Here is a 22,301-nt window from a genome sequence, read left to right as displayed (position 1 = left end):
GATCAGGCGGCCCGTCAGGCAGCCCGTCAGACGTCTGCCGGCAGCGTCAGCCCCCACGCCCCCGCCCGCAGCGTCCACGTCCGCGTCCGCACCGGCCCCGTCACCGCCGCGTCCGCCCGGTAGCGGAAGTCCGCGCCCGAGACCGTCACCGACAGCGCGCTGGCGGTGATCGGCTCGGCCGAGGCGCGCGTACGGATCACGACCTCCGCCCGGCCGCCCCGCGAGCGCACCGTCACCGTCTCGACCGGCTCGTCCAGATCGCTCAGCACGACACCGTCCGCCTCCACCCGCAACCGGTGCGTGTGGACGGCGAGCAACTGCGGCACGGGCTTGACCAGCGTCCGGACCAGGGACCGGCAGGTGTGCCACACGGACGAGCCGCCCGGCCCTCCCGCACCACCCCCGCGCCCCGACCGCTCGTCCGCCGGCGGCAGCGCCGGGATCCGCAGATCCCCCAGCACCACCCCGTCGCTGTCGTCGACGAGCAGATCCAGCCGCCGTACGACCCCGTCGAGCACCGCCCGCGCCGCCGCGACCGCGCCGGTGGGCACGCCGAGTGAGCGCGCCAGGTCGACCGACACCCCGACCGGCACCAGCGACAGCGCGCCCGCGGACAGTTCGCGCTCCCGGTGCAGCAGGGCCACCGTCCGCAGCAGGGCGCGGTCGTCGCCGATCACCACCGGCCGCCGCGCGCCTCTGCGGGCCAGCACCCGCGCGAACTCGGCGGGGCCGTCCGGCAGACAGATTTTCGCGGTCGCGCCCGCGCTCAGCACATCTTTCGCGATCCGGACTGATTCGCCGTCGGTCCGGCGGGCGACCGGGTCGATGACCACCAGAAGCTGCTGCGCACCGTTCTCGGCGGGCTCTGGAGCCGACACCTCGGTCCTTCCTCGGGTAGCATCTTTGTGCAAGAGCCCCTTGCGCTATTGCGCCAGGGGCTTGGTCTATTCCGGGGCAACCGGTTCGACGGCTCAGGCTTCGTCGTACAGCGTCTTACTGCTTCGTGCGAGCTATCGCGCGTGTGCGTCCTACGTATGTACGTCCCCTGGCCTTAGGACATGCCCCGCCCGGAAGGGGTGTACGCCTGTGCCCGCACTTGTGCTGCTCGGTGCTCAGTGGGGTGACGAAGGCAAGGGAAAGGCCACCGACCTGCTCGGTGGATCCGTGGACTATGTGGTGCGCTACCAGGGTGGCAACAACGCCGGCCACACGGTCGTCGTAGGCGACCAGAAATACGCGCTGCATCTCCTCCCTTCCGGAATCCTCTCGCCTGAATGCACGCCGGTGATCGGCAACGGCGTTGTCATCGACCCGGCCGTCCTGCTCTCCGAGCTGAGTGGGCTCAACGACCGTGGCGTCGACACGTCGAAGCTTCTGATCAGCGGAAACGCCCACCTGATCACGTCGTATCACACGACGATGGACAAGGTGACGGAACGGTTCCTCGGATCCCGGAAGATCGGCACGACGGGCCGTGGCATCGGCCCGACGTACGCCGACAAGATCAACCGGGTCGGTATCCGCGTCCAGGACCTCTACGACGAGTCGATCCTGATCCAGAAGGTCGACGCGGCGCTGGACTTCAAGAACCAGATCCTCGCCAAGCTCTACAACCGGCGCGCCATAGAGGCCGGGAAGATCGTCGAAGAACTGCTGGTCTACGCGGACAAGCTGCGTCCGTACGTCAGCGACACCACGCTCGTCCTCAACGACGCGATCGACGCCGGAAAGGTCGTCCTCTTCGAGGGCGGTCAGGGCACGCTCCTGGACGTCGACCACGGCACGTATCCCTTCGTGACCTCGTCCAACCCGACGGCGGGCGGCGCCTGTACGGGCTCCGGTGTCGGCCCCACGAAGATCAGCCGGGTCATCGGCATCCTCAAGGCGTACACGACGCGCGTCGGCGCCGGCCCGTTCCCGACGGAGCTGCTGGACGCGGACGGCGAGGCGCTGCGGCGCATCGGCGGCGAGCGGGGTGTCACGACGGGCCGCGACCGCCGCTGCGGTTGGTTCGACGCGGTGATCTCGCGGTACGCGACCCGGGTCAACGGTCTGACGGACTTCTTCCTCACGAAGCTGGACGTGCTGACGGGCTGGGAGCGGATCCCGGTGTGTGTGGCGTACGAGATCGACGGCAAGCGCGTCGAGGAACTCCCGTACAGCCAGACCGACTTCCACCACGCGACGCCGATCTACGAGTACCTGCCGGGCTGGACGGAAGACATCAGCAAGGCGAAGACGTTCGAGGATCTGCCGAAGAACGCGCGGGACTACGTGAAGGCGCTGGAGGAGATGTCGGGCGCTCCGATCTCCGCGATCGGTGTGGGTCCGGGCCGTACGGAGACGATCCAGATCAACTCGTTCCTGTAGCGATTCCTGTAGCGATTTCCTGTGGCACTCGTGTTGGCGGGTGCGTCGGCGCCCCGGCGGTCGGTGACGGCCGCCGGGGCGCTCGCGCGCCACGTTGCCCGCCCCTACTCCTGCGCGCCTACTCCTGCGCTTCTACTCCTCTGCGCAGATCTTCAGCCCCTCGGGTGTCCCGCACGGCAGATGTCCGTGCGTCCGGATGACGTCCTGTCCGCTGCCCCTGATCAGGTAGTTGAGGAAGCTGGACACGAGTGAGCTGGCGGGCGGGCGGCCGTACGTGTACGCGTACTCGATCTCGCGGTACGGGTACCCGCTCTCCGCGATGTCGTCGATCGACGGCGCCCGCCCGTCCAGCTCCAGCCGGTGCAGGCCCTTCGTGGGGGTGGCGGAGCGCAGTTCGCTGTAGCCGAGGGCGCCGGGCAGATCGGCGACGGTGTTCAGGACCTGCTCGGTGCTCTCGAACTCGCAGCGGAAGACACGGGCGTTCGGGTCGTCCTTCTTCTGGCAGTCGGTGGACGAGGCGCCCGGCTCGAAGCCCTGGAGGATACGGCGCTGGAAGGTGTCGCGGGTACCGGAGCCGGCGTTGCGGCTGACGAGACGGATGGCGAGGTCCGGGCCGCCGAGCTGCTTCCAGTTGGTGATGTCGCCGCGGTAGATCCTGTCCACGTCGGACGTGGACAGCCCGTCCAGATCCACGTCGTCGTTGACGACCAGGGCGAACGCGGACACCGCGACCCGGTTCTCCCGCAGTTGGTCGTTCCCCGTCGACTCCGGACCGTCGGAGAGGGCGACCGTCGCCGGTGAGCCCTTCTTCCGTTCCGTTCCCGCCTCGGCCAGTTCGCGGATTCCGGCCGCGCTGCCGTTGAGGTCCACGGTGATCTCCGAGCCGGGGCAGTCGTCCTCGTACTTCTTCCCCAACTCCTCGGCCACCGGCCTGAAGGCGGTCGACCCGATGACGGTCAGCTCGCCCGTCGCGCAGCCGATGGGGGGCCGGGTGTCGTCCCGCAGGACGATGATCGAGGCGAGCGTGACCACACAGACCGTCAGCAGAACCGTGATGAGGCGGGTCGCGCGGCTGAACACGGGCGGTGCCTCGTCGGGGGCGATGGCGCTGTTGACGACCACCTCGCCCTCGGAGATCCCACCGCTGACGGTGACCTCTTCGCCGACCTCGCCGCCCGTCAGCAGTACCAGCAGCTTGAAGTGCTGCCCCTTGTTGAGCGGGACCTTCGGGACGGTGAGCACACTGTCGGAGCTGCGCAGGCCCCTCGCGTGGGTGAAGTGCGACATCAGATGGCGGGCCGCGGACGGCAGCGTGACGGCGACACCCTTGATCGTGCGGCCGGTGAACGTGACGGTCAGACCGTGGATGTCGGGTGAGGTGTAGTCGTCCACCGAGATGGTCTGCGAGCCGTCGTTCTCCAGGCGCAGCAGTACGAGGGTGGCGTCGGCCATGTCCGGGTCGTCGTCGAACAGTCCGAGGCGTACGTTCGTGTGGCCGGAGCGGACGTGGCTGCCGATGGCCGTGTCCATCTGCACGCGGTAGCCGATCCGCTTACGGCGCGGCACCCTGCGCTCGTACCAGAGCACCCCGACCGAGGTCAGCAGGCCCAGCAGTGTGGAGAAGACCGCGAATATGTTCTCTCCGTCGAACCACTCCACGATCCGTCGCCCCCCGGCACTCTCCGACCTCGTGAGGTGACGGTAGGTGGGTGCGGGGCGAACAGCAGTACGGGGGCGGATTTCGATGACGGATGTTCACGAGCCGTTCGCCGGACGGCACTTGGTGTTCAGGGGAGGGCCGGCGGAGTTCCGTCGTGGCCTCCCACGTGTCGGTCCGCCCCGGGCCGCCCTCCGGTCGGAAGGCTGCGGGGATGATCCACGCCGTACTCCACGCCGTACTCCACGCCGTACTGCACGCACTGTCGATCGCCGGTTCCATGACCTGGGAGATCACCTGGGCCCTGATCCTGGGCTTCGCCCTGTCCGCCGTCGTCCAGGCGGTCGTCCGCAAGTCCACGGTCGTCGCCCTGCTGGGCGACGACCGCCCCCGTACTCTCGTCGTCGCCGCCGGGCTGGGCGCGGCATCCTCCTCGTGCTCGTACGCCGCCGTCGCTCTCGCCCGCTCCCTCTTCCTCAAGGGCGCGAACTTCACCGCCGCGATGGCCTTCGAGATCGCGTCCACCAACCTCGTCGTCGAACTCGGCGTGATCCTGGCGCTGTTGATGGGCTGGCAGTTCACGGTGGCGGAGTTCGTCGGGGGACCCGTCATGATCGTGGTCCTGGCCGTACTGTTCCGGCTGTTCCTCCGCGACGGACTCCTGCGCCGGGCTCGCGCGCAGGCCGAGCGCGGGCTGGCGGGCTCGATGGAGGGGCACGCCGCGATGGACATGTCCGTCAGGAGTGAGGGGTCCTTCGCCCGGAGGCTGTTCTCCCGCGAGGGGTTCACCGCCACCGCCCACGTGTTCGTCATGGAATGGGCGGCGATCCTGCGCGACCTGGTCATCGGCCTGCTCATCGCCGGCGCCATCGCGGCGTGGGTGCCGGACTCCTTCTGGCGCGCGTTCTTCTTCGACGGCCACCCGCTGGCGTCCAAACTGTGGGGCCCGCTCATCGGCCCGCTGGTCGCCATCGCGTCGTTCGTCTGCTCGATCGGCAACGTGCCGCTCGCGGTCGTGCTCTGGAAGGGCGGCATCAGCTTCGGCGGCGTGGTCGCGTTCATCTTCGCCGACCTGCTGATCCTGCCGATCCTCAACATCTACCGGAAGTACTACGGGGCACGGACGGCGCTCTTTCTCCTGGGGACCTTCTACGTCGCGATGGTGGTCGCCGGTTACGTCGTGGAGTTCACCTTCGGCGGGCTGGGTCTGGTCCCGGACCAGGCCGACGCGCGGATCCCGACGGAAGGGATCACCTGGAACTACACGACCTTCCTGAACATCGCCTTCCTCGTGCTGGCGGCGTCGCTCGTGGTCCGGTTCTTCAGGACCGGGGGGATGGGGATGCTGCGGATGATGGGCGGGGAGGTTCACTCCCATGGGTGAACTCCGAGAAGGGTGTGACGGGCTGTCACCGGTCGGGTGAAAGCGGACATTTACGGGAACGTCGCAGGTCGGCCCTGGCTCGGTTTCCGGGCTCCGGGTATCCCAACTCCGGGTTCGGGTCCCGGTCTTGGCATTTGCCATCGTCACGGTGTGTGGCGTTACAGTCACGGAGTCGATGCCGCGCCTGGCATCAGGGCATGAGAATGCCCCCGCGGTGCGCTAACACCCGGGGGCTCGACACCAGGAGCTAAGGGCTTCCCGATGCGCATTTACCGTACCAAGCCGACGCGTTCCTTCTCCACCTTCACCAACGCGCTGCTGCGCGATCGCAGCATCTCGTGGTGTGCGCTGGGCGTACTGCTGTACCTGCTGAGTCTGCCCAACGGGGCCCGCGCGTCGATCCGGACGCTCGCCGAGCAACGCAAGGAAGGCCGCGCGCGAATCGCCGACGCGCTGACTGACCTGGAGCGTTCCGGCTATCTGCGCCGGGTGCTGGTGAAGAACCCGGAAAGCGGCGAACTCTCCACGGTGTACGAGGTGTTCGACTGCACGTACGCGGATCGGGTGACAGCCGAATCGGCGGAGAATGGCCAGAACCTGGCCTCCGGTGACCGGGCTGCTGGTGATGCGGGCTCGCTCCCTACGGGAGTAAAGACGGGGGAACAAAAACCTCCCTCCCCGGAGCGCGAGCGCGAACCTGTGTCTGTGTCTGTGCCCGTGCCCGTGCGGAAGCGCCGGTTGCTGCCCAAGCTGACCGTCCCTGAACAGCTGCGCTCCGCGACGGAGTTGCTGCTCTCGCTGGGTGGCCGCGACCCCCGGCTCACGCTCGGTACCGCCGAGGCGGTACGGCTGGCGCCACTGGTCGGCGAGTGGCGGGAGGCCGGCGCGAGTGACGCGCAACTGCGCGAGGCGCTGACCTGCGGCCTGCCCGTACGCGTCCTCTCACCCCCCGGCCTGCTCGCGGACCGCCTGCGCCGCAAGATGCCAACCCGCCCACCACGCCCCGTCCCCCCGGCGCTGCGCGCCGAATGCCCCGACTGCGGCGCCCCGTTGGCCCCCTCGGGCACCTGCCGCGCCTGCGCCCTGCCGCCCCCGACGCCCGAGACCCGCGGCTTCGTCGCGGCGGCGCGCAGGGGTCGGGCGCTCGCCCGGGAGGCCCTGGCGGGCGGGGCTGTCGCAGGCGGGGCCTGCGCGGCGATGTGAGACTCCCGGCCCCGAGAGAGGGCCGGGTCCCCCAAGAGAACGGAGTGACATGACCGTCACACTCGTACGCCCAGAGGTGGTATACCGTCGGTATACTGTCCTCATGGCTGACACCACGATCAAGGTCGACCCCGCCGTCCGCGACCGGCTCCAGGAGCTGGCCAGGGACCGAGGTCTGTCCATGCGGGACCTGCTCACCGAGCTGGCCGGTGCCACTCCGACAAAGGAGGAGCTGGCGGCGCGGTACGCGGAGACCAGGGCGTACGTCGAGGAGCACTTCCTCGGCAGGCCGTACACCGACGAGGACGAGAAGGCCGGCGAAGCGCTGTGGGCCGCCGTCGCTTCCGGACGCATCGGAGAGATCCAGTGAGCTCAGCCGAGAACAAGTACCCGCCGGCGCGCGCCATCGTGCTCGACGACTCGGCGGCCCTCGCGCTCGGCGCGGGGAACCGGATGGCGTCCCGTTTCGTGGTCGAGGCCGAGAAGGACCCGACGCTCCGGATCTATATCCCGGCCTTGTGCCTGGCTGTCGCCGAGGCGGACCGGGCGGGCGTCGCCGAGCACATCGGCTCGCTGCCGTCCGTGGACATCACCGCGCTCGACTTCGCCGGAGCGTCGGCGGTCGGCAAGCGCCTGCGCGGGCTGATGGCCGAGTCGCCCTCCGACCCCAAGGGCGCCGCCGACGAGGGCTGGAGCGGCGCGCACGCGCTGCACCTGGCGATGCCGTCGGTGGAGTGGCCTCGCGGCCGTCCGGTCCTGACCAGGTACCCCACCCGCTACCGGGGCACGGGCGTGCGCGCGATCCAGCTGGAGAAGTAGCCGCACCGGAGGGGTGCGGGGCCGGGTGCACCCGGCCCCGCACCCTCGGTGGGTGGCGTCAGTGGCCGATCAGTCTGTCCAGCGCCAGCGTGCCCGCCCCGGACGCGGTCAGGCCCGCGAGGAGCGCGGCGGGGGTGTCGTGGGTGCTGAAGTACGTGAGGGTGCCGACGATCGTGCCGATGAACGCCGCCGTCACGAGGACCAGCGCGGCGTGTGCGCTCAGCAACGGGCCGGGCTCGGGGCCGGGGTTCGGGTCGGAGGCGGTCATGCCGCCTCCTTCTTGCGGCCCGTGCGCACCGTGTACGCGTACCGGGGCGTCCCGAGCAGCGCGGAGACGATCCAGCGGCGGCGGGCGCGACGGTCCGGGAGGTCGGTGAGGCAGGCGCGTTGCTCCTCCAGCCAGTCGGACCGGTCGGCGCCGGGGAGGAGTTGGGCCGCCAGTTGGAGCGTACGGCCGCCCGTGCGGATCGGATCCCGTCGCTTCGCCTCCCTCAAGGCCTGCTCGCGCAATTCGTAATCGCGCCGGGACATGACCGAACTCATGCTCTTCCTGAGCGGTGTCATCGGGCCCCTCCCGCCAGTCCGGGGCGGCCGGGCGCGCGGCCGGAGCGGATCGCGTCGGTCGCCGTCGCTTCGGCGAGGGCGTGCGGCGCGAGGTCGGCGCCCTTCGAGGACATCTTGTAGAAGCGACGCCTGGGGCGGCCCTCCGCCTCCGCGAGTTCGTCCTGTTCCCAGTAGCGCTCGACCCATCCCGCCTGCCGCAGCCGCTCCAGGATCGGGAAGAGCGTCCCGTTGGGGAGGTCTGTCATTCGGGAGAGTTCGAGGCCGTACAGCCCTTCGGCCAGCACCGCCGATCGACGGGTGCCGTCCGCTCCCTGCCCGAGCAGGGCGCGCAGCACCGTCCTCGCATGGGGTGTCATCCGCACTTCTGACATGGCGTCAATCTACCTAGGTAGAAACCGTTCGTCTACCTAGGTAGAGCAAACATGCCGGGCGCACCGTTTCGCGATCTTCGCAGGAGTGACACATGGGGTCCGCACCGCCTCCCGGAGTGGCCGTTAGGTTGTTGCGCGCTCGATCCTGAGTGCGGAACCAGACCGGTCGTCGGCTTCCAGACGGCGCAGTCAGCACAGAAAGATCGCGGATGGACTACTGCTCTACGTGCCGTCGGACCCTCAACGGGGTTTTCGTGTGCCCCGGTTGTGGTGCTTACGCCCCCGACATCGCACCCTCCGGCTCGCACGTTCACCACACTCCGTCGACGGTCGCGGTGATGTCCGAGATATCCCACACGCGGGAGTTCGACGCCTTCCCGGGCTTCCACGGCCCGGACGGGGACGCCGACGTGGATGTGGACGTGGACGTGCCGATCGGTCCCTCCGCCTCCTCCGCGACCGGTCGCGCCGCCCGTCGGCGGCGGATGGCGGACTGGAAGAAGCAGCGGCGCCGCGCCGTGGTCGCGTCGACCGTCGCGCTCGTCGGCGGTGGGCTGACGCTCGCCTTCATGCCGTCGTCCCGGCCCTCAGCCAGTCAGGCCCAGGCGTCTTCGACGCCGGACCCGTCCACGGCTCCGTCCACATCGTCGGCGGGTTCCGTCGACACCGGCTCGGAGACCGAGCGGCCCCGTACACGCGACCCCCAGCACTCCGAGAGCGGCACCGGCGGTACCGGCCCGTCCAAGGCCGACAACGCCCCGGGGAGCGCGACCGCGATCACCCCGGTGGACGCGCCCGCGAAGCGGAAGACCCCGCCGCCGAACGCGCCGGACGACAACTCCCGCCCCACGGCGGAGACGCAGCCCGAGTCGCCCACCACCCCTGAGACGCCCGACACCCCGCCGGCGGCCGAGGACCCGACCCAACAACCGAACGAGCCCACCACCCCGGCACCCGCACCGCCGCCCCCGGCCGCCGACCCACCGGAGGAGTCGGACCCGGGGCTCTGCCTGCTGGTCCTCTGCGTCGACCTCGACGGCGACCGCTGAGAGGAGCGGAGGAGCGAGGGGTCCCTTCCGGGTGCGGGTCTGGAGCGTGTCTCCTGACCGGGCCGTACGGCACCTCGCTGCGATTTTCATGTGGACACGGCTCTGACCGAGGGCCAGAGCCTAGGACAGCGGCAGACTGCCAAGCCCCGTCCGTCTGACGCCGCGAGGCGAGAACGTCATCGGTCCTACCCATCCCTGGCGCACGATGGTGACACCGGGTCGAGTGCCCTCCCGCGGGCCCAGTTCTCGAACAGCCCCTCGGTCGTCTCGACCGCTGACAACCTGGAACGAGAGCCATCCTTCGTTGGATGCCTCCACGCTGACGCGGTTGGCGAGGCGCTCGATCTCCCGGAGGTAGTCCAGGTCGCTGAGCTCGGGTGAGGTCATGGCCCGAAGTTTCGCACCAGGCAGCCGGTGCAGACGCAGGCCGCAGGCCACGCCCGGATCGACTGCTGCCGCTCGATCGGCCCACGAGCCCTACGCCTGGCCCCGGTTGACGCTTTTGAACCCATGGGTTCAGTCTATCCATTGAACTGGTCAGACTGGAGACTTGAACCAATTGGTTCAGTACGTGTGGAAGGGTGGGACAGGCGTGATCGTTCACATGCTGCGATTTGCGTTCAAGGAGACCGCGACCGAAGAGGAGCGCGAGCGCGTGCTCGCGGTGATACGGCGGACGGCCTCCGTCGAGTCGGTTTCGTTCTCGACGGTAGGTCAGATACTCAGCGATTCCGATGGCTTCACCCATGCCTGCTGCGTCGGCATCGCCGACCTACCGGCTCTGCGGCGGTACATGCACGATCCGGTCCACTTGGCCGGCGACCCGCAGATCATGCCCTATCTGGCCAGGATCGCCATCGGCCCGGACCTGTCCGACGACATGACGCCCAGCCTTGCCCGGGACATCCTCGCCCTGCACGAGGAGAAGGTCGCGCTCTACCCGGAGTGGGCCGCCGAACTCGGCCCGCTGTTGGCCGCCTCGTGACGTGATCCGGCGGTCACGACCGGATACAGGCTCTAGTTCCGGCTGCCGATCATCGACATCAGCAGCCCATGCGTTTCGGCGTCCGCCGCCACGACAAGTCCGCGGCCTGCCTTGCCGATCGGGGCTCCGTCGATCCCGGTGACCACACAGCCGGCGGCTCGGCACAGAGCGATGCCGGCGGCGAAATGCACGCTCGCGGAGAAGTCGCCGCCATCGGTGACGTACGCGGCGCGCTTGCCCGCCGCGACCCAGGCCAGGGCGATCGTCGTGGATACGACTCGTGGTCGGAACCGCTCGACGAACTCCGGGTCGGCCAGCAGGTCCACGGCCCGGAAGCCGGGCGCGCTCGGGAACGGCGGGTCCAGGTTGACGTCCACGAGTTGAGAGGCCGGCGTAGGGGCCAGTTGGGTATCGGCCCCGTCCTGCCGCACCCAGGCCGTCTCACCGTCGGTGAAGAAGACCTCGCCGCTGAACGGATCGGCCACCGCCGCCGCCCCGTCGCGCAGCGCCACGTTGACGGCCACCAGCATGTTGCCGACGGCGTAGTTCACCGTGCCGCACAGGGGATCCACCAACCACTGGCGCGCGGCATCGGCGGCGCCCCGCTGCCCGCCCTCCTCGCCGAGCACCGCGTCGTCGGGTCGAGCCGCACGGATGACAGCGAGGATCGCCTTCTCGGCCTCGATGTCGGCGGCGGTGGCGAAGTCCCCGGCGCCCTTGTCGATACGGGTGAGCCGTCGGCCGTACATGCCGCGCACCACGTCCGCGCCGGCACGTGCCGCGGCTATCGCGACCCCGGCATCGTCCTGGCCGGCTTGTGAGTTGGTCATGTCCCGCAGATTACCGGCGGGATGCTTGTCACCGGCTGTGGTCAAGGGCCCCCGGGTTACGGGTCTGTCCCAGCGGGTGGCGGTCGTGGGCAGGTGCGAAATGGGCGTGGGAACCGCCGTGTCGGGCCGCCGGTGGGGTGCCCGGCGGACTGGCGTTCGAGCCCTGGGTTGAGGGCCGGAAGGCGGTACGGGAGGGGGCCGGGCGGGTTGGTGCGAGGGCGGTGGTGGGGCGTGTTGTGCCTGGTTGCGCGTGTAACAGGGGTGTATTAGCGGCCGGTTGGGCGGAACGCTCCCCCGGGCCGGGCCGCTCTTGGTGATCAGAAATGCTCGCTGGTACTCACTGTTGAGGAAGAAACGATGCGCGTTCGCAAGCTCACCTTCGCCGCCCTGGCCATCGCCACCGCCCTCTCGCTCACGGCCTGTAACGACGAGGACCTCACGGGACAGGCCGACCCGTCGTCCACGTCCACCGGGTCTTCCGCGCCCGACGACGCGGGCTCGGACGGTTCGGGTGGTTCGGACGAGGAGGGCGGGAAGGGCACGGTCGCGGGGACCGGCTCCAACGAGAACGGCGAGATCGGCAAGTGCCGCACCGACGAGCTGGAGATCACCGCGTCGGACGCCACCATCGGAGGCGACACCGAGGGCACCGTCGCGGTGGAGTTCAAGAACGGCGCCGGCCGGGACTGCGCGCTGGCCGCGTACGCGGGCGTCGACCTCGGGACCGACTCAGGGATGATCTCCGCCGAGCGCGCCGGTGAGCCGGTGGACACGACCATCCTCAAGGACGGGAAGTCGATCTTCTTCGGCGTCACCTACCCGATGAACGACTCGGGCGGCTCCGGCGTCCGCGTCACGTCGCTCGTGGTGACCCCGCCGGACGAGACGAAGTCGGTCTCGATCGAGTGGCCGGGCGAAGCCACGCTGCCCGTCACGGACGGCGGCGGCTCCTCGGTGAAGGTCGGCCCGATGGGCAGCGCCGGTCAGGGCGAGGGCTGACCCGACCGAACAGCCGCGGGACCCGTTCCTGCCCGATCGCGCACGGCTGCGCGACGGGCAGGGGGTCGCGGACTATTCGGCCCAGGTGAGGAACGTCGTCCAGGCTGCTGGGGCGACCGTGAAGGTCGGGCCCTCGGTGACCTTCGAGTCGCGGACGTGGACGGCGTGGGGGCAGGTGGCCACCTCGACGCATTCGCCGCCGCTCGGGTTGCTGTAGCTCGACTTCTGCCAGTCGAGGGCGATCTCGACGCAGTCGCCGCCACTGGGGTTGCTGTAGCTCGACTTGAACCACCGCAAGGTGCTTGTCATTCCTGGTCTCCCGCCAACCGCTCGATGAGGCCCAGCGATTCGCGAGGACCCAAGGCCTGTGCTCGGATCTTCGCATAGCGCTGGGTGTAGGTGCTCGCCTTTGTCGGCTCGGAGATCAGAAGGCATTCCTCCTGCGGCTCCAGGTACACCAGGCGGTCGTGTTCTGGCGTCTCCACCAGGGTCATGTCGCCGTAGGCGCCCGCGTACTCGCCCCCCAAGCCGCAGTCCAGCGGCAGCGCCTGCAGCGTCACGTTACGGCGCTTCGCGCACTCCGCCAAGTGCGAAAGCTGGTCACGCATCACCCCCGCGTCACCGATCGTCCGGCGCAGCACCGACTCCTCCAGGATCACCTCGATCAGCGCCGTCGGTTCCCGATCGAACAGCGCCTTCCGCGCCACGCGTACCTCGACCAGCTCCTCCACCCGCTCTTCCGGCAGCGGCGGATAGCCCCCACCGATCAGCGCCCGCGCGTACGCCTCCGTCTGGAACAGGCCGTGCACCACCAGCGTCGCGTACAGGCACAGGCCCACCGCCCGTTGCTCCAGCAGCACGTAGTTCTTGAACTGCGCGGGGTACTTGTCCAGCCGTACGTACTCCCTCGCCTGCTCGAAGATGCCCAACTCGTCGCCCAGCGCCCCTCCCAGCGCCACCAGCATCTGGTCGCTCGCCGGTTGCGCGCAGGTCTCCATCGCGCTGATCGCCGCCGCCGAGAAGCCTGTTTCGACGCCGACCTGTTCCTGTGTCATCCCTTTTCGCAGTCGCATCATGCGGGCGATGTCCGCCACCAATCGCGTTGCCGGGCCCGCCGATTCCTTGTTTTCCGCTCGCGCCATTGCGATCACCGTTTCGACTCGACCGGACTCAACCGGTCACAACTGGTCTGGACCGAAAACGACCTCACGTAACGGGAGTTCATGCAGGTCAACCGGTATCCGACGGCTCCCGTCGCGCCATGGAAAACGCTAGCGGCGACTACGCAGAATGTCCGCGTGAATACACAGAATGAGCGTTCATCGCTCCCCTGGCTACCCAAGACTGGATTCCAACTCCGCAAAGCGGGCGTGCGATTCGACGCCGTGCGCGTCGACGGGGCCGAGGGGAGGCGGCTCGCCGACATGATGGACTCGATCACGGCGGGCGATCCCGGGCCCATCGCCACCGAGTCGAACGGGTGCCGGGCGGTGTACTTCTACCTCCCGGCCGGGAGCACCGCGAACCGCGTCTGGGCACCGGGCGTGACGCGGTTCAACTCCGTCAGCGGCACGGTGAGTTACGTACCGGTGCCGGCGCTCGGTGGCGACACGTGGCCGCTGTTCTGGTACTGCCCGCCCTCGTACCCCGAGCGCTTCGTGCATCCGGCGATCCTGCGCAACGCCGCTGCCGCTCTGTTCGGTCACCCGATGTCGTTCGGAGAGGGAGAGGGCGAGGGGCGGGTCAATTCACGTAGCGGCTCACCGTCTCCGGGTGGATGACGACACGCACCAGGTCTCCGGCCCGCATCGCGGCGAGTTCGGCGGCGCGTGCCGGGTCGGCGAGGTCCCAGTAGCGGGCGGCCAGGCGGGCGCACAGGTCGTCCGCTCCGTCGGGTTCCACCGTGGTGGGGCCGGCGACCGACAGCCAGCGTTCGCGTTCGCCCACGGGGGCGGCGACGACGAGCGAGGCGCGGGGGTCGTGGCTCAGGCGCCGTACCTTCAGGGTGTCCGGGCCCGTGAACAGTTGGATCGTGCCCTCGGCGGTGGCCTCGAACCACACCGGGCGCGGCTGTGGCGGGAGTGGGCCACCGGCCACGGACAGGAAGCCGTAGAGAGGGCGTTGGAGGAATTCGAGGTCTTGGGCGGTCAGTGAAGCGGCGTCGGTGCTCATCGTCCCCACGCTCCAGCCGTCGCTGCCCGCAGGGCGTACTCCTCGAAGGTACGAGGCGGGCGTCCCAGCAAGGTGGCGAGGTCGTCCGTCGTCTTGGCGAGCAGTCCGCGTTCCATCAGTACGAACATCTCGGCGACGTGGTGGGCGTCGTCCTGGCTCAAGCCCTCCTCGACCAGTGCCGCGGCGTACTCGGTGATGGAGATCTGCCGGTACGTGAGGGGGCGCCCGGAGGCGCGGGAGATCAGCTCGACGGCCTCGGCGAAGGTGAGCGCGCGGGGTCCGGTCAACTCGTAGATCCGGCCGGTGTGCCCGGTTTCCGTCAGCGCCATGGTCGCGGCGTCGGCGATGTCGTCCACGTCGATGAACGGCTCGGGAACCGTGTCGGCCGGGAGCGCCAACTCCCCGGCGAGCAGCGGGGCATGGAAGACGTCCTCGTCGAAGTTCTGATTGAAGTTCGACGCCCTCAGGACGGTCCACTCCAGCGCCGAGCCGCGTACCGCGTCCTCGGCCGACCTCATGTCCAGCCCGAACGTGGAGTCGCCCCAGGTGTCGGCGCCGCGCCCGGAGAGCAGGACCAGCCGCCGCACTCCGGCGGCCTCGGCCCGCGCCACGAACTCGTGCACCGGGCCCGGGACACCTGGGGGCACCACGTAGACGGCGGCGACACCCCGCAGGGCCGCGTCCCAGCCGTCGGGATCGGACCAGTCGAAGCGGGTGGGGCTGGACCGGGAGGCCGTACGTACCGGTGTGCCGTGCAGTCGGAGCCGGGCGGCGACGCGTCGGCCGGTCTTGCCGGTCGCGCCGAGGACAAGGGTGGTGTCGTTGGTCATGACTCCGATTGAACAGGGCCGAGTCGGACGATCCCATAGGTGAGAAGCCGGATCGCCTGCGTAATCGTCTTACGCGGTCGGCTAGCCTCGGTGGCATGGATGTGTTCAGTGACCTGATTCGTGGGGTGCGGGCGAACGGCTCGTTGTTCGGCAGCTCGACCCTGTCCGCGCCGTGGGCACTGCACTTCGTGGACGGCGCGCCGCTGACCCTGTGCACCGTGCTGAACGGGGAGGGCTGGATCGTGCCGGAGTACGGGCCTCCCGAGCGGCTTCGCGACCGCGAGACGATCGTCGTGCGCGGGCCCGGCACGTTCACCTTCGTCGACGAGGTCGGCACCCGGGCCGAACCGATCGCGTGCGGCGAGCACTGCGCGGTGCCGGAGGAGGGCGGGACCCGGCACCGGCTCGGCTGGCACGACGTCGGATGCGGTGGTGGCGAGGGGGCGACCTTGATCGTCGGCGCTTATCCGGTACGTGGCGAGATCAGCCGCCGTCTGCTGGACGCGCTGCCCGTCGTGCTGCGCGCGGAGGGCGGGGGCACGGGTGACGCCGTGCTGGACCACCTCGCCGCCGAGGCCGCCGTCGATACACCGGGCCAACAGGTCGTGCTGGACCGGCTGTTGGACTGGATGCTGGTCTGCACGCTGCGCGAGTGGTTCGACCGGCCGGGCGGCGAGCGGCCGGCCTGGTGGGCCGCGCAGCGGGACCCGGTGGTCGGCGACGCGCTGCGGCTGCTGCACGCGGAGCCGGCGGCACCGTGGACGGTCGCCGCGCTGGCCGAGCGCACGGGGGTGTCGCGCTCGACGCTGGCCAAGCGGTTCGCCGACCTGGTGGGTGAACCGCCGCTGACGTACCTCACCCGCTGGCGCATGACGCTCGCGGCGGACCTGCTGGTCGACCAGGAGGACGCGACCGTCGCGGACGTCGCCCGCACCGTGGGGTACTCCGACCCGTTCGGCTTCAGCGCGGCGTTCAAACGGGTCCGAGGCGCCAACCCGAGCGACTTCCGACGGGGCGCGGCCCCGGTCGGGGCCGAGGTCAGGGCCCCTGCCAGGGCGACAACTGGCTGACCCCGTACGGCCGGCCCCATGGGAAAGTCGCGTTGTGTCGGACGCGATGAGCGAGTTGCAGGCGGCCCTGGACGAGGCTTCGTCCCCTTCGTGGGCGCGGCGCGCTCGCGCCGGGCGGGATCTCGCCGCGTTCGCCGATGTTCCTGTAGCCGCAGATGCGTTGGCCGCTTTGCTGCTGGACGTCGCGGACACGGCGGTGACCCGGCAGACGGCGGAGGCTCTGTCCCGGGTGGGGACGGTGGCGGCCTTACGGCTCGTCGCCCGCGCGGTCGCCGGGGCCGCGGCGCGGGCGGGGGCGGGTGACAGTCACGGTGACTGGTTGCACACCGGGGTGCGGGACGCTGTCGCGGGATCGGGCAGCGGGTCGGGCAGTGAGTCGGACGTCGCGGCGGTCTGCGCGCGGCTGGCCCTGGACGCGGACGCCGATGTCCGGCGGGGCGCCGCAGAGATCCTGGAGTGGGTGTAAGCCTCCGGGCCCGGCGATGTGCCGGGCCCGGAGGCCGGTGGTGGGGCTCGGTGGATCAGTGGATCGGTGGATCGGTCGGTCAGTAGGCGTAGCTCGTGTTGCCGCCGAGGGAGGCCGCCACGTGCTGGATCGCCGGGTTCGTGTTCAGCGTGTGGACCGACTGGATGCTCGACGTGGTGCTGCTGTTGCCGAGCTGGCCCTCGGTGTTGTGGCCCCAGGCGAAGACGTCCTCGCCGAAGACCGCGATGCCGTGCTGGGCGCCGGCCGCGACCTGCTGGGCGCCTTCCAGGCGGGGGATGTCGATCGGAGCCGTACGGTTGGTGAACGTCTTGGTGCCCTTGGCGGCCGGGTCGGCCTCCAGGAGCTGGTTGTTCTGGTTGTTGCCCCAGCCCCAGACGCGGCCGTCGCCCGTCATGGCGTAGTTGTGGTTGGCGCCCGCCTCGATGTCGCTGACGTCCTTGAGCCAGTCGACGTCGACCGGCGTGACGCTGCTCTTCGTGGAGGAGTCGCCGAGCTGGCCGGAGGAGTTGTGGCCCCAGGACTTGACGGTCTTGTCGGCGGTCACGGCCAGCGCGTGGTGGCAGCCGGCGTCGATGTCGGTGATGTTCGACAGGCCCTGGACCTCACGCGGTACGGAGCTGGTGGCGCGGGTGCCGCTGGCCAGCTGGCCGTAGACGCCGCGGCCCCAGGCGTACACCTTGCCGGTCTCCGTCAGCGCGAGGCTGAAGTCGCAGCCGGCCGAGACCTGCTTGACCTTGGGCAGGCCCTGGACCGCGTTCGGGACGGCGCGGGTGTCGCCGGTGCGGTTGTTGCCGAGCTGGCCGTAGTTGTTGTCACCCCACGAGAACACCTGGCCGTTGCCGTCCAGCGCGAGCGCGTGCTCGCCGCCGGCCGCGACGTCGGTGATGTCCACCAGGCGCGCGACGGCGGTGGGGACGTTGCGGTTGGTGCGGCCGCCGTTGCCGAGCTGGCCCGAGGCGTTGTGGCCCCACGCCTTCACCGTCTCGTTCGAGAGGGCGAGCGCGAAGGAGTCGGCCGAGGAGGTGCCGCCCGCGGAGATCCGGTCGACGTCGCCCCGGAAGAGGGACGAGACGGGCACCGGGGTGGAGCTGTCCTTGGCGGTGCCGTTGCCGAGCTGGCCGGTGCCGCCCGCGCCCCAGCTCAGAACCGACGGGTTGTCCTGGGCGGGCGCGGCGGAGACCGTGGCCAGCGGGGCGAGTGCGAGACCGGCGGTGAGGGCGGCGGTCAGGAGTGCGCGACTACGGCGCATGGGGATGTTTCCTCTCGTGATGGTGCGGGCCCGTCCTTGCGGGCCCGCACCTGATCATCGATTCGCTCGTTGGCCACCTTCAGAGGCGCGACCGGCCGCACACCCGGATGGTCCCGAACAGCGACCCGAACGGGGTGCAGGTCGGCGCGTCGCGGGCACGGTCGTTGCGCCTTACGGGGTGTTCGGCGCGGCGGCGGGCTGAGGGGCCGTCCAACTGTCGAGGAGCCGTAGCGCCTCCGCCGTCGGGGAGCCGGGCTCGACGTTGTAGACGCACAGGGTCTGGTCCGCGTCGCCGGGCGGCTGCAGCGCCTCGTAACTGAAGTGCAGATCGCCGACCAGTGGGTGGCGGTAGTGCTTGACCCCGTGCGTACGGCGCAGGACCCGGTGGTCGTTCCACCAGCCGGTGAACTCCGGGCAGCGCAGCGTCAGTTCGCCCACCAGGTCGGCGAGCTGCCGGTCGTTCGGGAACCGGCCCGCCTCAAGGCGGAGCATGGCCACCGTCTCGGAGGCCATCTGTTCCCAGTCGCCGACGCGCTCGCGCGCCACCGGGTCGAGGAGGTAGTAGCGGGCGATGTTGCGGCGTGTCGCGGGCATCGCGTCGAAGTCGGTGACGACCGCGCGGGCCAACCGGTTGGACGCCAGGACGTCGGTACGACGGCCGAGGACGAAGGCCGGTACGTGGTCGAGCGTCTGGAGCATCAGGTGCAGACCGGGGCGGACGCGCTGCGGGGCGGTGGGGGTGTGGCGGGCCGGGGTGGGGCGCGCGACGAGGTCGGTGAGGTGCTCGCGCTCGTCGGTGTCCAGGCGCAGCGCGCGGGCCAGGGCGTCGATGACCTCGGGGGAGGGGTTGGTGGCCCGGCCCTGTTCGAGGCGGGTGTAGTACTCGGTGCTGACCCCGGCGAGGCGGGCCGTCTCGTCACGGCGCAGGCCGGGCACGCGGCGCGTACGGCCGTCGGCGGGCAGACCGGCCTGGTCGGGGGTAATGCGGGCGCGGCGCGAGCGCAGGAAGTCGGCGAGTTCGCTGCTGCGGGTGTTGGGGGTGCCGGGGTCCGTGTCCCTGTCCCTCGACGGACGCGTCGCCGTCATCACCGGCGGCTCCAGCGGCATCGGCTCCGCGACCGCCGAGCACCTCGCGGAGCTGGGCGCCTCGGTCGCCGTCATCGCCCGGCGCGCGGACCGGCTGGACGACCTGGTCGCCCGGATCACGAAGAACGGCGGCACCGCGATCGCCATCGCCGCCGACGTGACCGACCCCGACGCCGTACAGGCCGCGGCCGACCGCGTCGAGGCCGAACTGGGCGGCGCGGACCTGCTGTTCAACAACGCCGGGGTCATGCTGCCCGCGCCGATCGAGGAGCGGACCACGGAGCTGTGGCAGCGGCAGATCGACATCAACATCAGCGGACTGATGCATGTGATCGGCGCGTTCGTACCGCAGTTGGTGCGGGCGGCCGAGGAGCGCGGCGTCGCCGACCTGATCAACACGTCGTCGATCGCCGCGCAGAACATCTTCCAGAACTTCGCCGTCTACACGGGCACGAAGGCGTACGTCAGCCACATGTCCCGCAATCTGCGGACCGAGTTGGGGCCGAAGAACGTGCGCGTCTCGGCGCTGGAGCCGGGGCTGGTCAGGACGGAACTCCAGTCACACGTCACGGACGACGCGGCGCTGGAGTGGCTGGACGGGGTCCGGGAGTCGCTGGAGTGGCTGACGCCGGAGGACGTGGCCGGGGCGGTCGGCCATCTGGCGGGGCTGCCGGCGCGGGTGAACTTCCAGCAGCTGACGCTGATGCCGACGGGGCAACTGGGCTGAGCCGATGGTGGGTGTCGGACGGCGGGCGTGGTTCCCGGCTCCGGACCGAGTGAGACCACCCTCGGCTCCGGAGCTGGGACCCGTATCTACTCAGGCCGAGATTCGGAAGCGGCTTCTCAGCTGTGCTTGAGGGCCACCTTGTAGAGGGCGACTTCGGCGTAGTTGCTGTTGGAGCACGGCGAGGAGTTGCCGCAGTTCGCCTGCGTGTAGGCGCCGGCCTTGAAGTAGCCGCTGGAGAAGCGGGCGGTGACGGTGGCCTTGAGTGCGTCGTTGTAGTACACCTTCACCTTCCCGCCGCTGGCGACGAACTTGCCCGTGAAGCGGGTGCCCAGCTTGTAGTTGCTGTTGACGAGCTTGTAGTGGCTGTTGTTGTACGAGGTGATGTAGAGCTTGGTGCCCTCAAGCCGGAACGAGGTGACGTCGCTGGTCTCGTCGTGGATCTGGCCTGCCATGACGTGCGGCTTGTCGTTCGGCAGGTGGGTGATGGCCTCGTCGAAGGTGAGTGTGTGGGTGCCGGAAGTGGAGGGCCAGCTCTTGATCTTGGTGCCGTCGCCGCTCATCTCCCGCAGTTCCGAGCGCGGGTAGCCGGTGTTGGTGGTGGTGACGCCGTTGACCGGACCGCGGAAGAGTATGCCCTCGCAGTCAGGGGTGGTGGTGAAGTACGGAGCCTTCTTGTACGTCTTGAGCTGCGGCTGCGGGATCGTCAGCGGCTTGCTCGTCGCTGCGGGGTTCTTGATGGGGAGGTGGAGCGCCCAGGCGGAACCCAGCCCGATGGCATCGGCCGGGGATTCGCACGCGGCGGAGATCTTCGAGCCGCTGTCGGTCTGTGGGGATTCGCCGAAGGCGACAGTGCCGGCCGCCGCGATCGCGCCTGCCGTCAGTGCGGCGGCCGCGTAGATCGCGGGTCGGCGTGAGCGCGCTCTGTGGGACATGTGCTTTGTTCCTGTTCTCAGTGGGGGAGCTCCGTAACGGCGCCGCGCTCAATGCGTGGAGCCGTTCCGCCGATGCGGGAGCTGAACTCGACGGGGAGTCAGATATGCGGCTGAGGTTCAGACTTATGACCAGCCGCAAGCAGTGAGTCTTATGGATCTCGCCGCTCATGTCGAGAGCCTGCCTGTGTGCGCCATCCCACCGGTCGGCCCGGGTCCCGCCGCGTCCCTGCGCCTGTGGCCAGGGGTTTCATCCTCGTCGGGTGTCCTGCCGGGCCGTTGCGTAACGTCGAGTTTCCTGAAACGTCCCTACCTTTTACAAACCGTCTGCGCTCAGTCTCACTTGGCCGGGTTCAGGCGGGCCGGTGTGAATGCCAGGTTCGCGAAGCGTTCGCCGATGAGGCGGTGGGTGGGGGTGTCCGGGTGGAGTTCGTCCGGGAGGGGGAGTTCGGCGTAGTCCGCCTCGCCGTACAGCTCCCGGCCGTCCAGGTAGTGCAGGTTCGGGTCCTCGGCCGCCCGCTGCTTCACGATCCGGGCCAGCTCGTCCCGGATGACGTTCAGCGTCAGCTTTCCGCTCGCGCGCTCCGCCGGGTCGCCCGTCGCCAGGAACCGCACGCGCCCCTCGGCCATGCTGGAGAAGTCCGGGGCGAGGGGGCCGGGGGTGTCCTCGTGGATCGGGCAGTAGATCGCCGAGACGACCAGCAGTGGTGTCGTGGGGTGGCCCTCGCGGATGGTGTCGAGGAAGCCGTGGACGGCCGGGGTGAAGGCGCGCAGGCGCATCAGGTCGGCGTTGACCAGGTTGATGCCGATCTTGACGCTGATCAGGTCGGCCGGGGTGTCCCGCATCGTACGAGCGGTGAACGGGTCGAGCAGGGCGCTGCCGCCGAAGCCCAGGTTGATCAGCTCCACGCCGCCCAGGGACGAGGCGAGCGCGGGCCAGGTCGTGGCGGGGCTCGCGGCGTCGGAGCCGTGGCTGATCGAGCTGCCGTGGTGCAGCCAGACCGCGCGGCCCCGGTCCGGTACGGGCTCGACGGGTGCGTCGGTGCGCAGCGCGACGAGTTCGGTGGTCTCGGTGTGCGGCAGCCAGATCTCGACGTCCTTCTCGCCGTCGGGCAGCTCGTCGAAGCGGACCGTGCCGGGTGTGCCGGGCCGCTGCTCGGCGGTCCCCGCCGTCATGTCGATGATCAGGGTGTTGCCGCCCGGCACGGTGGCCCGGCCGGTCAGCCGGCCGTCGACGAGCAGGTCGTACACGCCGTCGGGGCGCGGCGGGGCCCCGACGTACTCCCGTTTGGTGGGCAGCGTGTCCAGCTCGACCGTGGTCGCCCGGGTGCGGAACGCGAGCCGTACGCCGGAGGACTGGGCCTCCGCCATCGCCAGCTGCGGATCCATGTTCTGGGCGCGGGCCCAGGCGGGCAGCCGGTGCGGGAGGAGACCCTGCGCGGTGTGCTCCAGATCGAGGGCGCCGCGCAGGATGTCGGTGGTGATGGGGGTGGTGGTCAGGTTCTGATTCGTGCTCATGG

General features: G+C 69.9%; 26 protein-coding genes. 12 read left to right on the top strand and 14 right to left on the bottom strand.

Features of this window, described 5'->3' with window-relative positions:
* Nucleotides 1-26: 26 nt before the first annotated feature.
* Entirely contained in the window at nucleotides 27-878 is an 852-nt protein-coding gene (locus ACFT9I_RS14520; RefSeq protein WP_382564107.1) for a diacylglycerol kinase, read from the bottom strand.
* Nucleotides 879-1,086: 208 nt separating this feature from the next.
* Between ACFT9I_RS14520 and ACFT9I_RS14515 the strand changes: the two genes are divergently transcribed.
* A complete protein-coding gene (locus ACFT9I_RS14515; protein ID WP_382564106.1) occupies nucleotides 1,087-2,370 on the top strand; it encodes an adenylosuccinate synthase in 1,284 nt (427 codons plus the stop codon).
* A 132-nt stretch (nucleotides 2,371-2,502) separates the two neighbouring features.
* Here ACFT9I_RS14515 and ACFT9I_RS14510 read toward each other — a convergent pair whose 3' ends face one another.
* Nucleotides 2,503-4,029 (bottom strand): substrate-binding domain-containing protein, encoded by a 1,527-nt coding sequence (locus ACFT9I_RS14510; RefSeq protein WP_382564104.1) that lies wholly within the window; start codon nucleotides 4,027-4,029, stop codon nucleotides 2,503-2,505.
* A gap of 212 nt (nucleotides 4,030-4,241) precedes the next feature.
* Between ACFT9I_RS14510 and ACFT9I_RS14505 the strand changes: the two genes are divergently transcribed.
* The 4 genes from ACFT9I_RS14505 (at nucleotide 4,242) to ACFT9I_RS14490 (ending at nucleotide 7,433) form a co-directional block, all read left to right on the top strand.
* Complete coding sequence (locus tag ACFT9I_RS14505) at nucleotides 4,242-5,411, top strand: permease (RefSeq protein ID WP_382564103.1); 1,170 nt, start codon at nucleotides 4,242-4,244, stop codon at nucleotides 5,409-5,411.
* Between the two features lie 261 nt (nucleotides 5,412-5,672).
* A complete protein-coding gene (locus tag ACFT9I_RS14500) occupies nucleotides 5,673-6,614 on the top strand; it encodes a hypothetical protein (RefSeq protein ID WP_382564102.1) in 942 nt (313 codons plus the stop codon).
* Between the two features lie 103 nt (nucleotides 6,615-6,717).
* Nucleotides 6,718-6,984, top strand: coding sequence for a hypothetical protein (locus ACFT9I_RS14495; protein ID WP_382564100.1), 267 nt, complete (start codon nucleotides 6,718-6,720; stop codon nucleotides 6,982-6,984).
* Entirely contained in the window at nucleotides 6,981-7,433 is a 453-nt protein-coding gene (locus ACFT9I_RS14490) for a hypothetical protein (RefSeq protein ID WP_382564098.1), read from the top strand. Before ACFT9I_RS14495 ends, ACFT9I_RS14490 begins: the two co-directional genes overlap by 4 nt.
* A gap of 58 nt (nucleotides 7,434-7,491) precedes the next feature.
* Here ACFT9I_RS14490 and ACFT9I_RS14485 read toward each other — a convergent pair whose 3' ends face one another.
* The 3 genes from ACFT9I_RS14485 to ACFT9I_RS14475 are packed head-to-tail and all read right to left on the bottom strand — an operon-like array spanning nucleotide 7,492 to nucleotide 8,368.
* The gene (locus tag ACFT9I_RS14485; RefSeq protein ID WP_382564096.1) at nucleotides 7,492-7,701 is read right to left on the bottom strand and encodes a hypothetical protein; all 210 of its coding nucleotides are present in this window, start codon (nucleotides 7,699-7,701) and stop codon (nucleotides 7,492-7,494) included.
* The gene (locus ACFT9I_RS14480) at nucleotides 7,698-7,964 is read right to left on the bottom strand and encodes a hypothetical protein (protein ID WP_382564094.1); all 267 of its coding nucleotides are present in this window, start codon (nucleotides 7,962-7,964) and stop codon (nucleotides 7,698-7,700) included. The genes ACFT9I_RS14485 and ACFT9I_RS14480 overlap by 4 nt, the downstream gene beginning before the upstream one ends.
* Before the next feature lie 29 nt (nucleotides 7,965-7,993).
* Nucleotides 7,994-8,368: a PadR family transcriptional regulator gene (locus tag ACFT9I_RS14475; protein ID WP_382564092.1), complete on the bottom strand. Its 375-nt coding sequence runs from the start codon at nucleotides 8,366-8,368 to the stop codon at nucleotides 7,994-7,996.
* Nucleotides 8,369-8,706: 338 nt separating this feature from the next.
* On the opposite strand from ACFT9I_RS14475, the gene ACFT9I_RS14470 reads away from it, so the two are divergent.
* Nucleotides 8,707-9,417 (top strand): hypothetical protein, encoded by a 711-nt coding sequence (locus ACFT9I_RS14470; RefSeq protein ID WP_382564090.1) that lies wholly within the window; start codon nucleotides 8,707-8,709, stop codon nucleotides 9,415-9,417.
* A 592-nt stretch (nucleotides 9,418-10,009) separates the two neighbouring features.
* The gene (locus ACFT9I_RS14465) at nucleotides 10,010-10,402 is read left to right on the top strand and encodes a Dabb family protein (protein WP_382564088.1); all 393 of its coding nucleotides are present in this window, start codon (nucleotides 10,010-10,012) and stop codon (nucleotides 10,400-10,402) included.
* Nucleotides 10,403-10,434: 32 nt separating this feature from the next.
* Here the strand turns inward: ACFT9I_RS14465 and ACFT9I_RS14460 are convergent, their stop codons facing one another.
* The gene (locus ACFT9I_RS14460) at nucleotides 10,435-11,232 is read right to left on the bottom strand and encodes an inositol monophosphatase family protein (RefSeq protein ID WP_382564086.1); all 798 of its coding nucleotides are present in this window, start codon (nucleotides 11,230-11,232) and stop codon (nucleotides 10,435-10,437) included.
* 357 nt (nucleotides 11,233-11,589) lie between these two features.
* On the opposite strand from ACFT9I_RS14460, the gene ACFT9I_RS14455 reads away from it, so the two are divergent.
* Nucleotides 11,590-12,231 (top strand): DUF4232 domain-containing protein, encoded by a 642-nt coding sequence (locus tag ACFT9I_RS14455; RefSeq protein WP_382564085.1) that lies wholly within the window; start codon nucleotides 11,590-11,592, stop codon nucleotides 12,229-12,231.
* A 72-nt stretch (nucleotides 12,232-12,303) separates the two neighbouring features.
* Here the strand turns inward: ACFT9I_RS14455 and ACFT9I_RS14450 are convergent, their stop codons facing one another.
* Nucleotides 12,304-12,540: a DUF397 domain-containing protein gene (locus ACFT9I_RS14450; protein ID WP_382564082.1), complete on the bottom strand. Its 237-nt coding sequence runs from the start codon at nucleotides 12,538-12,540 to the stop codon at nucleotides 12,304-12,306.
* Nucleotides 12,537-13,373, bottom strand: a complete 837-nt coding sequence (locus ACFT9I_RS14445) for a helix-turn-helix domain-containing protein (protein ID WP_382564296.1) — start codon at nucleotides 13,371-13,373, stop codon at nucleotides 12,537-12,539. Before ACFT9I_RS14445 ends, ACFT9I_RS14450 begins: the two co-directional genes overlap by 4 nt.
* A 228-nt stretch (nucleotides 13,374-13,601) precedes the next feature.
* Here ACFT9I_RS14445 and ACFT9I_RS14440 point away from each other — a divergent pair, with 228 nt between their 5' ends.
* Nucleotides 13,602-14,012, top strand: coding sequence for a hypothetical protein (locus tag ACFT9I_RS14440; protein ID WP_382564080.1), 411 nt, complete (start codon nucleotides 13,602-13,604; stop codon nucleotides 14,010-14,012).
* Here ACFT9I_RS14440 and ACFT9I_RS14435 read toward each other — a convergent pair.
* A complete protein-coding gene (locus ACFT9I_RS14435; RefSeq protein WP_382564078.1) occupies nucleotides 13,975-14,403 on the bottom strand; it encodes a pyridoxamine 5'-phosphate oxidase family protein in 429 nt (142 codons plus the stop codon). The two genes, ACFT9I_RS14440 and ACFT9I_RS14435, sit on opposite strands and share 38 nt — an antisense overlap.
* Nucleotides 14,400-15,233 carry an NAD(P)H-binding protein gene (locus tag ACFT9I_RS14430; protein ID WP_382564076.1) on the bottom strand — a complete coding sequence of 278 codons (834 nt, stop codon included), beginning with the start codon at nucleotides 15,231-15,233 and terminating at the stop codon, nucleotides 14,400-14,402. Before ACFT9I_RS14430 ends, ACFT9I_RS14435 begins: the two co-directional genes overlap by 4 nt.
* 95 nt (nucleotides 15,234-15,328) lie before the next feature.
* Here ACFT9I_RS14430 and ACFT9I_RS14425 point away from each other — a divergent pair, with 95 nt between their 5' ends.
* Together ACFT9I_RS14425 and ACFT9I_RS14420 are read left to right on the top strand one after the other, a co-directional pair.
* Entirely contained in the window at nucleotides 15,329-16,303 is a 975-nt protein-coding gene (locus ACFT9I_RS14425) for an AraC family transcriptional regulator (protein ID WP_382564074.1), read from the top strand.
* Nucleotides 16,304-16,337: 34 nt separating this feature from the next.
* Nucleotides 16,338-16,769: a hypothetical protein gene (locus tag ACFT9I_RS14420; protein ID WP_382564072.1), complete on the top strand. Its 432-nt coding sequence runs from the start codon at nucleotides 16,338-16,340 to the stop codon at nucleotides 16,767-16,769.
* A 79-nt stretch (nucleotides 16,770-16,848) separates the two neighbouring features.
* Here the strand turns inward: ACFT9I_RS14420 and ACFT9I_RS14415 are convergent, their stop codons facing one another.
* Nucleotides 16,849-18,039 (bottom strand): RCC1 domain-containing protein, encoded by a 1,191-nt coding sequence (locus ACFT9I_RS14415; RefSeq protein ID WP_382564070.1) that lies wholly within the window; start codon nucleotides 18,037-18,039, stop codon nucleotides 16,849-16,851.
* Between the two features lie 171 nt (nucleotides 18,040-18,210).
* Complete coding sequence (locus ACFT9I_RS14410; RefSeq protein WP_382564069.1) at nucleotides 18,211-19,125, bottom strand: helix-turn-helix transcriptional regulator; 915 nt, start codon at nucleotides 19,123-19,125, stop codon at nucleotides 18,211-18,213.
* On the opposite strand from ACFT9I_RS14410, the gene ACFT9I_RS14405 reads away from it, so the two are divergent.
* Entirely contained in the window at nucleotides 19,091-19,852 is a 762-nt protein-coding gene (locus ACFT9I_RS14405; protein WP_382564067.1) for an SDR family oxidoreductase, read from the top strand. The genes ACFT9I_RS14410 and ACFT9I_RS14405 overlap by 35 nt on opposite strands.
* 116 nt (nucleotides 19,853-19,968) lie before the next feature.
* On the opposite strand, the gene ACFT9I_RS14400 is transcribed toward ACFT9I_RS14405, so the two are convergent.
* Both ACFT9I_RS14400 and ACFT9I_RS14395 read right to left on the bottom strand, forming a co-directional pair.
* Nucleotides 19,969-20,784 (bottom strand): polysaccharide lyase family 7 protein, encoded by an 816-nt coding sequence (locus ACFT9I_RS14400; protein ID WP_382564065.1) that lies wholly within the window; start codon nucleotides 20,782-20,784, stop codon nucleotides 19,969-19,971.
* A 336-nt stretch (nucleotides 20,785-21,120) separates the two neighbouring features.
* Nucleotides 21,121-22,299: a GDSL-type esterase/lipase family protein gene (locus ACFT9I_RS14395; protein ID WP_382564063.1), complete on the bottom strand. Its 1,179-nt coding sequence runs from the start codon at nucleotides 22,297-22,299 to the stop codon at nucleotides 21,121-21,123.
* Between the last annotated feature and the right edge of the window lie 2 nt (nucleotides 22,300-22,301).

It is taken from the genome of Streptomyces sp. NPDC057137, assembly GCF_042670825.1.
GTDB lineage: Bacteria > Actinomycetota > Actinomycetes > Streptomycetales > Streptomycetaceae > Streptomyces.
This window is presented reverse-complemented; position numbering and strand designations above follow the sequence as displayed.